We start from the raw sequence: 14554 nt of genomic DNA on the forward strand, positions 1-14554 counted from the left end.
ATGTAGGCTGCGCCGGATGCCCGCACCCGTTAACGTGCTAGGGTATAACCGCGGATTTGCCTGCGGCGTACCTGACGAGGTGAGTGCCGCGAGGCATTGATGAATTTGGGTGGTAACACGTGAGCAATCAGCTCTCGTCCCTTATGGGGATGAGGGCTTTTTTGTATTTTCAAGCGAAAAAAGGAGGAGTAAACGATGAAGCATATTTTTATCGGCGGGGCGTGGCCTTACGCCAACGGCTCGCTTCACTTGGGCAGGCTGGCCAGCCTGCTGCCAGGGGACGTGCTGGCGCGGTATTTCCGGTCCAAAGGAGAGAAGGTGCTTTACGTTTCAGGCAGCGACTGCCATGGAACGCCAGTGGCCGTTCAAGCGGGGCAGGAAGGCATCGAGCCGGGAGAGTTTGCGGGGCGGTACCATGAGGAATTCGCGGCTTGCTTCGAAAAAATGGGATTCAGCTATGATCTGTATACGCGCACGGATCGGCCGGCCCATCATGCAACGGCGCAGGAGCTGTTTTTGCGGCTGCTGGAACGAGGATACTTATATCCAAAAACGGTGCTGCAAACCTACTGCGAAACCGACCGGCGCTTTTTGCCGGACCGGTATGTGGAGGGCATTTGCCCGGTTTGCGGCAAGCGGGCGCGGGGAGACCAATGCGATGATTGCCAGACGCTGCTGGAGCCCTCGGAACTTAAGGAGCGAATTTGCAAGCTGTGCGGGAATGCGCCGGTGGAACGGCCGACGGAGCATTATTATTTGGCATTATCTCGGTTTCAGGAGGAGTTGTCCCGTTATGCCGGGCAGGCGGAGGGGTGGCGTGACAACGCCGGGAAGATAACGAAGCGGTATTTGGAAGAAGGCCTGCAGGACCGGGCGGCGACCCGGGATTTGGCATGGGGCGTGGATGTTCCGCTCCCGGGTTTTGAGGATAAAAAAATATACGTCTGGATCGAAGCCGTCAGCGGTTATCTGTCAGCGAGCAAGCAATGGGCCGCGCAATCCGGGGAACGATGGGAGCCGTTTTGGGTTGAGGGGGAGGGAGAAATGACTTCCTATTATGTGCACGGGAAAGACAACGTTCCGTTCCATACGCTGATTTGGCCGGCCATTTTGCTGGGGGCAGGCGGTCTGCATCTGCCGGACCGAATCCTTTCCTGCGAGCATTTGACGCTTGAAGGCAGGAAGTTTTCGACCAGCCGCAACTGGGCGGTGTGGGTTCCCGACCTGCTTGCGAGATACGAGCCGGATTCCATCCGGTATTTCCTGATTGCGAACGGACCGGAGCACCGGGACGCGGATTTTTCGTGGCGGGAATTCATTCACAGCCATAACGGCGAGCTGTTGGGCGCTTTCGGCAATTTCGTGCAGCGGACGCTTGCTTTCGTTCATAAATCGTTTGACGGGTCGATTCCGGAAGGAGAACTTCCGGCCCGATGGAAAACATCGCTTGAAGAGCTGTACCGAAGCACGGGAAACCTGATCGAAGCCGGGCGTCTGAAGGAAGCTTTGGAGGGTGTTTTCGCCTTTGTGCGCAAAGCGAACAAATACTTTGACGAACAAAAGCCTTGGCTGCAAATCAAGGACAACCGGGAAGCCTGCGGCGTCACCCTGCACAACTGCGTTCAGATCATCGCCAATTTAAGCAGCCTGCTTATGCCGTTCATCCCTTTTTCCTGCCGCAGGATCCAAGAATTCCTCTCGCTGCCGGAACCTGAATGGCAAATCGTCTTGGTGCCGGCCGGCCGCAAACTGACCGCTCTTGCGCTGCTGTTCGAGCGAATCGAATCGTCCCGGATCGCGGAGGAAACGGAGCGTCTTTTGGCAAAGCTGACATAAGGAGTCAAAATGCTTCGAATAACAACCATTTTAACGCACCCTGATTTTTGCAAATCCTCGTATGAAAATATTGACAATCCAAATTTGGGCGGGTAAATTAAACGATGTATTAAACATTGTTTAAAAACGGCCGGAAAGGGGGACGGAACCCGCTTTGATGAAGGAAGACAGCTCGGTAAACGCAGCAGGAAACGATACCAAATTAGACTTGTTAAACGCCACCGTCGAGCTGATCCGGGAGGAAGGGATCGCATGCGTTACGCTGCGCAGAATTGCGGATAAGGCGGCGACGAATTTGGCGCTGGTCAACTACCATTTCGGCTCGAAGGAGAAACTGATCGCTCAAGCCATCGGCAGCATCGTAGGCACCTTTGGGGACGCCTTCGCCCTGCTTGACGAACATGACATGGAGCCGATTGAGCGGCTGAAGCAGTTTTTTTACCGGTATATTTCGCATCTTCAGGAGTATCCGGGCCTGGCCAAGGAGCTGCTTGACCAGAGCCGGCTGATCCTCTGCTCCCAAAACGAATATGTCCGGTACAGCAAAGTGATGAAGACGGAAAAGCTGATGGACACGTTAATGAAGATCACGGGCGAAACGGACGAATCGGTTGTGCGCGGCATGATGGCCCAGCTTTACGGAGCATTGTTTTACCCGGTCATCATGAACTCTTACCTCGGCATGGGCGGGGAAGAGCCTGCGCCGGAGATTCACCTGCCTGATCTGGAAGATCAGGTCGACATGCTGTTCAGTCACTATTTTCACCGGTACAAAACAGATTAAAGAGATGTTAGAGACGAATCCAACTATAGAAATGAGTGGAGAAACCTATGTCTAAACCGCTGTCGGGCCATACTGCCGCCGAAGAGGCGCCTTTTTCGCTGAAGGCGATCCTTCCGCCTCTTTTGGCGATCATCGTCGGGATGATTATGGTTATTTTGGACGGTACGGTCGTGAATGTCGCCGTTCCGAACCTTGTAGACTTTTTCAATTCGGATCTAAAAACGATCCAGTGGGCCATAACCGGCTATACGCTGGCGCTGTCAGCCGTCATTCCCCTTGCCGGCTGGATGACCGACCGCTTTGGGGCAAAGCAGGTTTTCGTCACGACGGTCGTCTTGTTCGTGCTGGGATCGGCGTTGTGTTCGATCGCCCAAAATGCAACGCAGCTGATCATCTATCGCGTCATTCAGGGGCTCGGGGGCGGCATGGTTGCGCCGATCGGGATGGCGATGGTGTTCAAGCTGGCGCCGCCGGAACGTCGGGGCGCGATCATGGGGATGCTCGGAGTGCCGATGCTGCTGGCCCCGGCGCTCGGACCGGTATTGTCCGGATGGCTCGTGGAATACGCCAACTGGCGCTGGATCTTTCTGATCAACGTGCCGATCGGCGTCATTGCCGTCATTCTCGGCATCGCTTATTTGCCGAAGGCGGACCGCTTCGCGCCGAAGCAGCTGGATCTGCTGGGCATTCTTCTGGCGCCGATCGCGTTTGCGATGCTGGCCTACGGGGTCAACGAGGGCGGCAGCGTATCCTGGACCTCGCGCGGAGCCGAGCTTGGCCTTGCGATTGGCGGCGTGGCTTTGGTGTTGTTCATCATCGTGGAGCTGCTTCATAAAAATCCGCTGCTCGAGCTGAGGGTATTCCGCTCGTCGGATTTTACGCGCGGGATCATTTTGACGTGGATCATGCAGGCCTCGCTGTTCGGCTGCATGCTGTTCGTGCCGCTGTACCTGCAAAACATCCGCCAATTCACGCCGCTGGAGACCGGCCTGATCCTGCTGCCGCAGGCGCTTTGCTCTGCCATTGCGATGCCGATCGGCGGCAAATTTTTCGATAAATACGGCGCTCGTCCGGTCTCCTTCGTCGGACTCGTCATCATTGCCGTATCCTTGTTTTTGCTGGGCGGAATCCATGCCGACACGTCGCTGTACGTCATCATGCCGCTGCTTGGGGCCATGGGCTTCGGCATGGGCTTGTCGATGATGCCGCTGAACACGCATGTGCTGAATGCGGCGCCCCGCCAGTGGGTAAACCGCGTGACGCCGCTTACGTCGGCGCTGCAGCAGGTGGTCGTGTCCTTTGCCGTGGCAGGCATGACCGGATATATGACGAGCCGCATCACCCATCATGTCGCAGCGGCCGGAAAAGGAGGCAACCCGCTGGAGGCCACGGTGCTTGGCTTCGACGACGTCTTTTTGCTGTCGGCCTGGATGGCCGTCGCAGGCGTCGCGCTTTGCCTTATTTTACGGAAACCGAAGGAAATGATCGTGGGGGCGGGGCCGGAAGGCGAAGGCAAGCCGGATCCGTCGCTCATGATCGGACACTGATGCGGACAGCCGCGCCCTGATGCTGTATAGAGCCTGAAGCCTGTTTTCTTGCATGAATCCGGCTTCGGGCTCTTTTCCTCATTTCGATACGCGGCGGGAATCTTCGGGTTCGCGCGCAAGAGGTTTGAACGTCCGGCATGCGGCGGCATATCGCAGATAGTGGAATGTTCGCGCCCATTCAGGATATGATGTAAGATAGACGTTTTCTTTTTGGAGGAAACAGGCAAAATTTTTTTAGGCTGCAGTTGAAACCTTAGCAGCTGAATTATCGTATTAGCATTTTATATAGTTGATCAATTTTATTTTGCAAAGGAGAAGATGAGCTTTACATGGACAGTGACAGGTATGTATTAAATTTGGTTTTGGTTGCACTCATGATTGGATTGTCGGCCTTTTTCGTAGCAGTGGAATTTGCGGTGATCCGCGTCCGCGCCAGCCGCGTGGACCAGCTGATCGCCGAAGGGCGCAAAGGCGCGAATGCCGTGAAAAAGGTGCTTGGAGACCTGGACGGCTATTTATCGGCCTGCCAGCTCGGAATTACGATTACGTCGCTTGTGCTGGGCTTTCTCGGAGAGCCGACGGTGGAGAAAATTTTACATCCGCTGTTTGAAAAATGGAATGTTTCCGAAGGGTTAAGTTCTTTCTTGTCCCTCCTGATCGCTTTTGTCGTCATTACGTACCTGCATGTGGTCATCGGCGAACTCGCGCCGAAAACGGTGGCGATCCGCAAAGCGGAAACCATTGCCCTCTGGTTCTCGGCCCCCATTATCTGGTTTAAAAGAATCATGTACCCGTTCATCTGGCTGCTTAACGGTTCGGCTAACCAGCTCGTTCGTTTGTTCGGCGTCAAGCCGGCCTCGGAGCATGAAGAAGCCCATACCGAAGAAGAGCTGCAAATCATTTTGAACGAAAGTCACGAAAGCGGAAAAATCAACGACAACGAATTCGGATACGTAAGCCGGATCTTTGCGTTTGACAATATGCTGGCAAAAGAGATTATGGTGCCGCGCACCGACATGATTTGTCTCGACAAAAACAAGCCGCGCAGCGAAAACGTGGAAATCATAAAGGAGCAACAGTATACCCGGTTTCCGCTGATCGACGGCAGCAAGGACAACGTGATCGGCATCATCAACACGAAGCAGTTTTTCCTCGCATATGAGGACAACCCGGACGTTGACGTATCCACGCTGATCCACCCGGTCATGGCCGTGTCGGAAGTGACGCCGGTGAGCGTGCTTCTGCAGCGGATGCAAAGCGAAGGCACGCATATGGCGATATTGATCGACGAATACGGCGGTACGTCGGGCATCGTTACGATCGAGGACATCATCGAGGAAATCGTCGGCGAGATCCGCGACGAATTTGATGCGGACGAAGAAGATGAGATCCAGGAAGTGCAGAAAAACCATCTGATCGTAGACGGGATGGTCTCCGTTTCGGAAATCAACGACTACTTCAATCTCGAGCTGGACACGAAGGAATGGGATACGATCGGCGGCTGGCTGTACAGCCAGAGCAATGAAATGGAAGAAAACGAATCCTTCGAGCATGAAGGGGTGACGTTCAAGCTGCTGGAACGGGAGAACAACCGTTTCTGCAAGCTGGAAATTATTAAGGAAACGCAAAGCGAGGAATAAAAGATGGACAACTCCGTGAATTGGGCGAGCCGCTTTAAAAAGTTTTTTCTGAACAACCGTTTCGTATTGTTTTTGCTGGTGCTGCTTTTGATCGGCCTCAATATTATGGTGCTCAGCAAAATATCGTTTATTTTCCATCCGGTGGCCGTTCTGTTGAAAACCGTCATTTTGCCCATTATCCTCACGGGGATTGTGTATTATCTGCTGAATCCGATCGTCGATTTTCTTGAGCGGCACAAGGTGGGGCGGCTGCAGTCCATATTGCTGCTGTACGTGCTCATCATCGGCATCATTGCGGTGCTGCTGACGCTTGTCATTCCGGTCATCCGGCAGCAAATCATGGACCTGGTCACGAACTTTCCGGCATACAGCGAGATGATCCGGGTGCAAGTCGAACATCTGATGGGCAGCCAATTGATCAATCAAATCCAGGAGTCCATCAATTTCGACCCGCAGGAAATGATCCGCACCGTCTCCGAAAAGGCATCGACCTTCCTGAACAAAACGTGGACGGGGATCGGCGGGGTTCTCGGCAATATCATCGAAGTGGTGCTGGCCGTCGTGACGGTGCCGTTCATCCTGTTCTATTTGCTGAAGGACGGGAAGAAGCTGCCGGGTTTCATCCTCGGCTTCGTGCCTACCAAGCTGCGCGGGGAAACAAGCCGCGTCATGAACGAGATGAACCATCAGATCAGCTCCTACATTCGCGGGCAGATCATCGTCAGCTTCTGCATCGGCGTGCTGTTGTTCATCGGCTATATTATTATCGGGCTGAAATATTCGCTCATTTTGGCAGTCATCGCCGCCTTCACCAGCGTCGTGCCGTATTTGGGGCCGGCCATCGCGATTACGCCTGCCCTGATCGTCGCCGCGGTCACGTCTCCGATGATGCTGCTGAAAATGATCATCGTGTGGACGGTGGTGCAGCTGATCGAAGGCAAGTTCATTTCGCCGCAGGTGATGGGCAAGACGCTGAAAATCCACCCGATTACGATCATTTTCGTCATCTTGACGAGCGGCAACCTGTTCGGCATCGTCGGCGTTTTGCTGGCCGTGCCGGGGTACGCCGTGTTGAAGGTCGTCGTTTCGCACATCTATCGGTGGTTTAAAGTCCGCTCCGGTTTATACGAACCGGTGAAGCCGGAGTAATAAGCAAGAGAAAGCCGCAGGCGAGTCCTGCGGCTTTTTTTCATAGATCTTCGTATGAGCAGCAATGAAGGGAAATCTCAGTGTCAGTCTCCTTTGACCCCCGCCTCGATGGTTTCTTTCATCACTTCCGCTCCGCGATGTATGCGTGCTTGAATCTCGGGGGCAAGGTGCTCCGGCAGGAAATCGGTGATCCACACGAGCTTAGAAGCGTTCTCGCCATGAGGGAAAACCTGAAAGGACGCATGATGATGCAACAGGGGCAAACGCGTTTCTTTTACCGCATAAGCCATCCGCCGTTCCTTGTGATCAATAGAGACGATGAATTCGCGGGTGATCCCGCCGTTCGGCAGAACCAGAGTCCTTTCGTAGCCGTTCATGATCGTATCTTCGGTATAGCCGGGAACCAAACGATGATGAACTGCTCCTACATCGCTTACTGCATCCCAAACATGTTCAGGTGTGGCCTCAATCAAAATCTCCTTACGAATCGTTGGCAAAAAGATCACGCTCCTTGAGGTTATTTTATTTTAGAGGGAATTCATGGTCAATCAGTAATTGTGGTAGAATATGTAATTATACGCGAAAGGACTAGACGAATAAAATGAATGCGGATATAAAGGCAAGACTGGCATCCTTAACCGATGCGGAGGAACTGTCGAGGCTAAATCAAGAATTTAACGGAGGCGACAGTAGACCTCCGGCCCAAATCATTAAAAGCCTGAACACCAGCAACGAATTGGTTGCCGTGGCGGAGGTTCATGGCAGAATCGTCGGTTTTGGCTGTGCCCAAAGTTTTGATTCATTTTGCTATGAAGAGCCTCAGGGGGAAATTACCGAATTGTATGTAGAAGAAAACGCCCGAAGAAAAGGGGCTGCAGCCGCCATACTTTCTTGTCTGGAAGACAATCTTAGAGAGCGTGGCGTAAAGGATATAAAAGTACTTACAGGAAAAGGGAACGACGCCGCAATTAGAACGTACGAACATAACCATTATGTTATAGACGATGAACTTTTATTGAAGAAAAGACTAGGGGAATAAACCGCAAAAAAACCGGCATCCGTAGTCGTGAACAAGTGGATTGTGCCTCAAGTGAACCAAGCCGCCGATTTTTATACAAAAAAACGAGGAGAGGGATCCGTGCAATCCATGCAAATAAAACTGGAAGCATACATAAACGAATATTTGGCATTATGGGACTTTTATGGCATTATTCAGGTCATCCAGCAAGGCAAAGTGCTTTTTGAAAACGCCTATGGCTACGCAAGCATCGAGTTCGGAATTAAAAACGGTCTGCATTCGCGCTTCTCCACCGCTTCCTTATCCAAACAATTTACGGCCTTTGCGATTATGCTCCTACATGAAAAGGGACTGCTGGACATCGACCAGCCTGCTAAGCGATATCTTCCTGCCGATATGAACGTGGATGAGTCGGTCACGGTACACCATCTGTTATCGCATACCTCCGGATTATATAATTTCTATCATTTTAAAGACGATTTTTTTGGTCAATACAATCGCTTGGAGTATTCGCAGCAAGATTTCTTCAAGCGGTATATCGATAAAAAACCTGCGGCGCCGCCAGGCGCAGTGTTTGATTACAACAACTCAAACTATAATTTGCTTGCATGGATCATCGAGCATGTTTCCGGGGAGAAGTACGCGGATTTCATTCGAAACCATATCTTTCTGCCCCTGAATATGATGAACAGTGACGTTGATGACGGCTCCAAACCTATTATCAACAGGTCCTCCAATTACGTAAAAGATTATGATGTATACATCAAAAGTCCATATCATAACGAGAAATTCAGCATCGGCGCAGGCGCCATCGTTTCGAACTGCGAAGATTTATACTTATGGCATGCCTGTTTGCGGGACCGGAACATGCTGTCGCGGAAGACGTATGCCAGGTTTTTTAATGTGAACCAAAACAACTACTGTTATGGGCTGGAACACCATCATATTTACGGAACGGACCGCTATTCCCATGGGGGAGATCACCTCGGGGTCAGCGCTTATATGCAAAGTTATTTTGAAGAAGATATTTGCATTATCATTCTCTCCAATAATGACGCTGTGAATCAGTACAGGTTGGGGAATGCCATCTCGGATATTTTGCATGGCGTCGACGTCGAGGTTCACGAGAAACATCAAGAATTTCCCATGAGCGAAACCCTGCTGATGGAGTACTGCGGAACATACTTGAAAGATAAAATCCAGGTGGAGTTCATTCATGGCAAGTTGTACTTTACGCGATTCTCCGGCAATCTTCATATCGAGATCTATCCGGTAGGCGAGGGGAAATTCGTTCGCAGATATTCCGATCAGACCCATCCCTACAGTATCACTCAGAACGAAAATGGAGAGATGACGTTTTTCGGGTATGCCAAGCACTGATTATTGAATTGGTAACCGAAAGGTTATTTTCAAATACAGAAGGGACAGATGCTCAATGAAAATGTTTGTGCCGATAAGCTGGGGACGCGAAAAACGAAGAATATGTTGCTTAGCTGAGTTTTGCACAGCTAAGCAACAGCAGGCGGCTTAGATTTCTGTCGACTAGTCGGATAGCAGTGCTTACTGTGGGGAGTAACGATCAAGCACCATGCTCATTTAAAATAGGTATTTCCGAAAGCAGTTTTTTTAAGTTAATAGAATCCCACGGCATATGCTCCGTTATGCCTAATCCAACTACATCGGATTCTGCTGACAGCTCTTTAATGAGATTAAGGAGCTGGGGAATTTGCATGGTACCGGCAGCGGAAAAATCATAAGAGGCTTCAGGGTTGGCGAATAATAATGAACGAAATGCCTTTGGGTCAAGCACATCCAAATCAAGGTGAATAGCCAGGTGCTGGATGTTATTTTGTTTAATCCAACTTTTTATAGGCTCAGTGCTGTTCAATAACTCCTGGCTTCCAGCAGTTTTAATACCAAGTCTTTGAATAATTTCTGTATCTAGTTTTGTTAGTACATTTATACCTGCGATAAACACATTTTCAGGCTTTAAAGGGATTTTCACATGTTGGGCAAACTCTTCATCTCCTTCACCCAACAGATTCCCCAGAGGCAAGGTATGTCCATAATCATAGCCAACAATCCTACCTAAATCGCTATGAGCATCAATCCAAATTAAACCTAAATTCCCGCCGTATCGTTCGTTCAAATAGGCAAATGGGGCTTGCTCGACTAAGCAGTCACCACCAAACATGACAATGCGATCCGGCTTATGGGCATCAATGATGTGATGAGCAGCCTCTAATTGCTCAAGCAGTTGTTTTCTTCCATACGTACCGTTCTCGTTTTCCAGTGGAGTTCCGTCATAAGCTTGAACAGGGACATGAATAAGGGGCTGATCATTGTCAGGAGCAAGCCAGGCAAGCAGTTCGGCCCCGATAGAGTAGTTAGGATTATTTCCTCCTTGCCATTGCGGCATCAGCAGGCGTATGGTTTGTTTAGTCATTTTTTTCTCCCCTTTACTTGAAGTAATGTTAGTATAGAATTTAGACGTACAAAAGAATAGAACGCACTTTTTTGGTAGGTACTATCAGAAAGGATAGTGTAAATATGAGTATGGCTGAATATAAAGGTAAGGTTAAGCATATACAAGATACGCCTTTTGGTTATACATTGTCAGTTATTGGTGGGAAATGGAAGATGGTTATTATTTACCTCCTAGCCGAAAACCAAACAGTTCGCTTTAATGATTTGAAAAGACAGATTGGTGCTATCACCTATAAAATGTTGAGCGCACAGCTTAAAGAATTGGAAGCAGATGGCATGGTTAAACGGACGGAGTACCCTCAGATTCCCCCTAAAGTCGAGTATAGTCTCACAGAGAAAGCGGAAACCTTATTGCCCGTTTTGGAAGGGTTATGTGAATGGGGAGTCAAGAACCAGCCGAAGGAGTAGAACATCCATCGGATCTGGGAGATTTACGGGAAAGAATCGACCCCCTAACCAGGAAGGCCCTGCGTTGCGGGGTTATTTAGCATTTTTCGGCACCCCATTGTAATTGCGCATGGAGCATGTGATAATGGGATGTTCGTTATAAAAATGAGCGGTAGAACGATTTTGATTGGAAAGCTGAGGTTATTCGAACGTGGAACGGTACCCATTTGCATATGATCCTTCCCGGCCTTTTATCCAGCAAGCGTCGGATTGGGTGGCGGATGTATTTTATGAGCTGCTGCCCGAAGCGGGCTTTGAAGTCCGGGACGAGCAGATTTACATGGCCTTTCAACTGGAAAAGGCGTTTGCCGAGAAAAAAACGATTTTTGCCGAAGCCGGCGTCGGTACGGGCAAAACGTTGGTGTATCTTTTGTACGCCGTGTGTTACGCGCGTTATACGCGGAAGCCGGCGGTCATCGCCTGCGCGGACGAGTCCTTGATCGAGCAGCTGGTCAAGCCGGAGGGCGATATCGCCAAGCTGGCCCGCCATTTGGATCTCGTGATCGACGCGCGGCTCGGCAAGTCGCCGGATCAATATCTTTGCCTCAAAAAGCTGGATCAGGCGCGGATTCAAGGCGATGAAGAGATGGTCTGGGAAGACATCGCGTCCGGTTTGCCGGATTTCGTGTATTCTTCTGCGCCGATGCAAACCTTCCATGCATACGGCGACCGGCGGGACTATCCGCAGCTCGGCGACGAGGAGTGGAAGAAAATCAGCTGGGATCCCTTCCAGGACTGCTTCACCTGCGACCGCCGCCACCGCTGCGGGCAGACTTTGTCGCGGGACCATTATCGCCGGGCCGCCGACGTGATCATCTGCTCGCATGACTATTACCTGGAGCATGTGTGGACGTACGACGGCCGCAAACGGGAGGGACAGCTGCCGCTGCTTCCGGAACATTCCTCCGTCGTTTTTGACGAGGGGCATTTGCTGGAGTCGGCGGCCATGAAGGCGCTTGGCTACAAAATGAAGCATACGGTCTTCGAGGACCTGATTACGCGCCTGCTGCAAAACGAAATCCGCGAATCGCTGGCCGTCCTGATCGACGACGCCATCGTGCAAAGCGAAGCGATGTTTGCCTTGTTCGGGCGAAACAGCCGCCCGATTCCCGGGTCGGACCGCAAAGAAATCCTGCTGACGGACGAGCTGCTCGGCGAAGTGCGCCGGTTCCGGGGGCTGCTGACGGCGATTGAAGAAGAGCTGGTATTCGAAGGCGAGCTGTACACGCTGGACGAATATCAACTCCGCATCGTGGAAGAGCATTTGGATATGATGCAGCAGGCGCTGATGCTGTTCGAGCGCTCCGAAGCGCTGATTTGCTGGGTGGAGGACAGCCCCGAAGGACTCACGCTTTCCATTATGCCGGGAACGGTCAAGGATGTGCTGAAGACGCATGTCTTCGGCCTGCGCATGCCGATCGTGTTTTCGTCGGCGACCATGTCGGTGGACGGTTCGTTCCGTTACCTGGCGGACAGCCTCGGCATCGAAAGCTTCCTGTCTTTTTCGGTCGCTTCGCCTTACGCGTATCCGGAGCAGATGGAAGTGCTGGCCCCGGCATGGAATCTTGCGGAAGGCTTTGAAGGCAAAATGAAGGAAGCGGTACGGCTGCTGCAGGAAAGCGGCGGCAGGGCGCTGATCCTATTCCGTACGCGGGAGGAGCTGCGGCAGTTCAAGCAAGCAGCGAAGGACGAGCCTTTGCTGGCGGGAATACCGTTTTACTTTGAAGGCGACGGGGAAATCAGCCACCTGATTTCGGCCTTCCAGCGCGAAGAAGAAAGCGTCCTGTGCGCGGTCAGCCTATGGGAAGGCCTCGACGTGCCGGGGCCGTCGCTGTCGAACGTCATCATCTGGTCGCTGCCGTTCCCGCCGCATGATCCGGTGTTTATCGCCAAACGGAAGGCCGCCGCCGACCCGTTTGGCGAAGTGGACCTGCCGTATATGCTGCTCCGTCTCCGCCAAGGCATCGGGCGGCTGATCCGTTCCCGGGACGACCGGGGGATCGCCGTGCTGCTGGGCGAAGAGCTGCGGACGAATCCCGAGGTCAAAGAGAAGGTGCTGTCCGTGCTGCCGGAAGGCGTGGAGCTTCGGGAGCAGCTTTGAATGTTGCCATGGCTTGCGGATGCAGCTGAAAAAATACATCGTAGAATCGGCAAAAGCCGCGCTAAATGCGCGGCTTTTTGTATGGAAGCGTCCAGCGGAGCCATCACTGTAACTCCGTATTTGCACTCGATGATAAGTTGAACGTTGGTTATGTTCTGTTTTACGCCGGATTCTCGACCGTCCCCATAAACAGCCAAAGCCCGGTTTGGCCGTCTTCGATGCAGAAGAAAAAAGGATGGTCCACATTCATCTCGAACCGGTCCGTCGGCGGAGCCGAACTCGCCATGCCCATTTCCGTGACGGCTGCGGCTTCCGTGCCCACTTCGTTTACGTCAAGCACCATCTTATGCCGCACCGAAGACACAAACAGCGGCTTCGCGCCAGACATGGCCGTGAAATCGGCGGCCGCCGGATCAAACGCCTGCTTCATACCCATCGCGATGAGCGCCTCGTTTAACTCCAGCGACGATTCGGCTTTGAAGCGGGGGAGCCGGATTTCGCCGGAGGCATGATCGAACCGGGCCTGCCATATGGAAGGGTCCTTGCGGATGGTGTTCATGACATCGGCAAGCGAACGCCCTCCGGCCGGTAGCACGATCAGCATGTACAACCGTCCGTCCCCGTAGGGCAGGCGAATCGCCTGGGCTTCGGGCGTTTGCTTGTATTCGTACAAGCCGGTCTGCTTCATCATCGGCACTTGTATATCTGTTTGATCGCCAAGCGTAAACCCGCCTTCCCGGGTGTTTTTCGGATCGAAGGGACTTTGCCAGGCTCCGTTGAAATAGACCGTGTTCAGCAGCATTGCCCGCGTATCCGGGGCAGGGGCTTGATCGAGAACTCCCGGAATTTTGCCGCGGGTATGCCGGCTTACCCAATCGTTGATCTCTTTTACCGCTTCCTGTGCTGCAAAATCAACGGCCTGAACGTCGGCATGGTAGCTGTCTTTGGCCGTTTGAATAAAAGAGTTTTTGATCTCCATGCCCCTGCTGTACCAGACCGAATTGGCGGAGTTCAATCGGACGCCCGACCCCGCATCCTCGAGCAGGGTATGCAGCGTGCGGATTGAGGCGTTCGCCTGCTCCCGGCCGATCTTGTCGATGCCGAGCATCCGCGCCATTTCTTCCCCGGTGTTTCCGCCGCTGCCCTGATAGGCCAACGATAACGCGGTAAAGATACTATAAGGGGATAACAGGGTGTTGTCTCCCGGTTTTGCCGCCTCTGCGAGCTTTTCATGAATACGAAGCCCGAACCGGTTTTGCGCAAGTACCACGTCCGGATGGAGCTTTTCCGCGACCTGCCGTCTTTCGGCGAGGGAGAGAACCTGCACGTTCGATTCCTTTGCCGAGGAGTCGGGCTGCAGGCCGGCACAGGAGGTCGTCATGAGCAGCAGCAAAACGCAACATATCGGCAGCAGCGGGTTGTTTTTCCGGATCATCGCCGTCGAACCGCCTTTCCGTTCACATGATATTCATAGACGCTTCCAGTTGTTAGGAAGTTGCACCGCAAAAATCCGGGACCGATTTGATTCTCTTTGATCCGGAGCGG

At 52.3% G+C, this 14554-nt stretch carries 12 protein-coding genes and 1 other annotated feature (1 of these 13 running past the window's edge); of the genes, 9 read left to right on the plus strand and 3 right to left on the minus strand.

Annotated elements, in window-relative coordinates:
- Positions 1–145: a binding site (T-box leader), on the plus strand; it begins 124 nt to the left of the window's first position.
- A gap of 50 nt (positions 146–195) precedes the next feature.
- The 5 genes from metG (at position 196) to MKY58_RS02660 (ending at position 6956) form a co-directional block, all read left to right on the plus strand.
- Entirely contained in the window at positions 196–1836 is a 1641-nt protein-coding gene (gene metG / locus MKY58_RS02640; protein ID WP_339323346.1) for a methionine--tRNA ligase, read from the plus strand.
- A 157-nt stretch (positions 1837–1993) separates the two neighbouring features.
- Positions 1994–2620: a TetR/AcrR family transcriptional regulator gene (locus tag MKY58_RS02645; protein ID WP_339325026.1), complete on the plus strand. Its 627-nt coding sequence runs from the start codon at positions 1994–1996 to the stop codon at positions 2618–2620.
- A 47-nt stretch (positions 2621–2667) separates the two neighbouring features.
- Positions 2668–4167 carry a DHA2 family efflux MFS transporter permease subunit gene (locus MKY58_RS02650; protein WP_339323347.1) on the plus strand — a complete coding sequence of 500 codons (1500 nt, stop codon included), beginning with the start codon at positions 2668–2670 and terminating at the stop codon, positions 4165–4167.
- Positions 4168–4496: 329 nt separating this feature from the next.
- Positions 4497–5807 carry a hemolysin family protein gene (locus MKY58_RS02655; RefSeq protein ID WP_339323348.1) on the plus strand — a complete coding sequence of 437 codons (1311 nt, stop codon included), beginning with the start codon at positions 4497–4499 and terminating at the stop codon, positions 5805–5807.
- 3 nt (positions 5808–5810) lie between these two features.
- Entirely contained in the window at positions 5811–6956 is a 1146-nt protein-coding gene (locus MKY58_RS02660) for an AI-2E family transporter (RefSeq protein WP_339323349.1), read from the plus strand.
- Between the two features lie 83 nt (positions 6957–7039).
- Here the strand turns inward: MKY58_RS02660 and MKY58_RS02665 are convergent, their stop codons facing one another.
- On the minus strand, positions 7040–7462 hold the full coding sequence (locus MKY58_RS02665) for an SRPBCC family protein (protein WP_339323350.1): 423 nt from the start codon (positions 7460–7462) through the stop codon (positions 7040–7042).
- A gap of 95 nt (positions 7463–7557) precedes the next feature.
- Between MKY58_RS02665 and MKY58_RS02670 the strand changes: the two genes are divergently transcribed.
- Positions 7558–7995, plus strand: coding sequence for a GNAT family N-acetyltransferase (locus MKY58_RS02670; RefSeq protein ID WP_339323351.1), 438 nt, complete (start codon positions 7558–7560; stop codon positions 7993–7995).
- Between the two features lie 108 nt (positions 7996–8103).
- Complete coding sequence (locus MKY58_RS02675; protein ID WP_339325027.1) at positions 8104–9354, plus strand: serine hydrolase domain-containing protein; 1251 nt, start codon at positions 8104–8106, stop codon at positions 9352–9354.
- A 199-nt stretch (positions 9355–9553) separates the two neighbouring features.
- On the opposite strand, the gene MKY58_RS02680 is transcribed toward MKY58_RS02675, so the two are convergent.
- A complete protein-coding gene (locus MKY58_RS02680; RefSeq protein ID WP_339323352.1) occupies positions 9554–10420 on the minus strand; it encodes an arginase family protein in 867 nt (288 codons plus the stop codon).
- A gap of 104 nt (positions 10421–10524) precedes the next feature.
- On the opposite strand from MKY58_RS02680, the gene MKY58_RS02685 reads away from it, so the two are divergent.
- Both MKY58_RS02685 and MKY58_RS02690 read left to right on the plus strand, forming a co-directional pair.
- Positions 10525–10869, plus strand: a complete 345-nt coding sequence (locus MKY58_RS02685) for a helix-turn-helix domain-containing protein (RefSeq protein WP_339323353.1) — start codon at positions 10525–10527, stop codon at positions 10867–10869.
- Between the two features lie 190 nt (positions 10870–11059).
- A complete protein-coding gene (locus MKY58_RS02690; RefSeq protein ID WP_339323354.1) occupies positions 11060–13009 on the plus strand; it encodes an ATP-dependent DNA helicase in 1950 nt (649 codons plus the stop codon).
- 160 nt (positions 13010–13169) lie between these two features.
- Here the strand turns inward: MKY58_RS02690 and MKY58_RS02695 are convergent, their stop codons facing one another.
- Positions 13170–14444 carry a serpin family protein gene (locus MKY58_RS02695; protein WP_339323355.1) on the minus strand — a complete coding sequence of 425 codons (1275 nt, stop codon included), beginning with the start codon at positions 14442–14444 and terminating at the stop codon, positions 13170–13172.
- Positions 14445–14554: the final 110 nt, after the last annotated feature.

The organism is Paenibacillus sp. FSL W8-0194 (genome assembly GCF_037969745.1).
In the GTDB taxonomy this organism is placed as follows: Bacteria; Bacillota; Bacilli; order Paenibacillales; family Paenibacillaceae; genus Paenibacillus_AQ; species Paenibacillus_AQ cookii.

Coding starts and splice junctions, on each gene's coding strand:
- MKY58_RS02670 (WP_339323351.1), top strand. CDS start 7,558: ATGAATGCGGATATAAAGGCAAGACTGGCATCCTTAACCGATGCGGAG.
- metG (WP_339323346.1), top strand. CDS start 196: ATGAAGCATATTTTTATCGGCGGGGCGTGGCCTTACGCCAACGGCTCG.
- MKY58_RS02675 (WP_339325027.1), top strand. CDS start 8,104: ATGCAAATAAAACTGGAAGCATACATAAACGAATATTTGGCATTATGG.
- MKY58_RS02695 (WP_339323355.1), bottom strand. CDS start 14,444: ATGATCCGGAAAAACAACCCGCTGCTGCCGATATGTTGCGTTTTGCTG.
- MKY58_RS02645 (WP_339325026.1), top strand. CDS start 1,994: ATGAAGGAAGACAGCTCGGTAAACGCAGCAGGAAACGATACCAAATTA.
- MKY58_RS02680 (WP_339323352.1), bottom strand. CDS start 10,420: ATGACTAAACAAACCATACGCCTGCTGATGCCGCAATGGCAAGGAGGA.
- MKY58_RS02655 (WP_339323348.1), top strand. CDS start 4,497: ATGGACAGTGACAGGTATGTATTAAATTTGGTTTTGGTTGCACTCATG.
- MKY58_RS02650 (WP_339323347.1), top strand. CDS start 2,668: ATGTCTAAACCGCTGTCGGGCCATACTGCCGCCGAAGAGGCGCCTTTT.
- MKY58_RS02685 (WP_339323353.1), top strand. CDS start 10,525: ATGAGTATGGCTGAATATAAAGGTAAGGTTAAGCATATACAAGATACG.
- MKY58_RS02660 (WP_339323349.1), top strand. CDS start 5,811: ATGGACAACTCCGTGAATTGGGCGAGCCGCTTTAAAAAGTTTTTTCTG.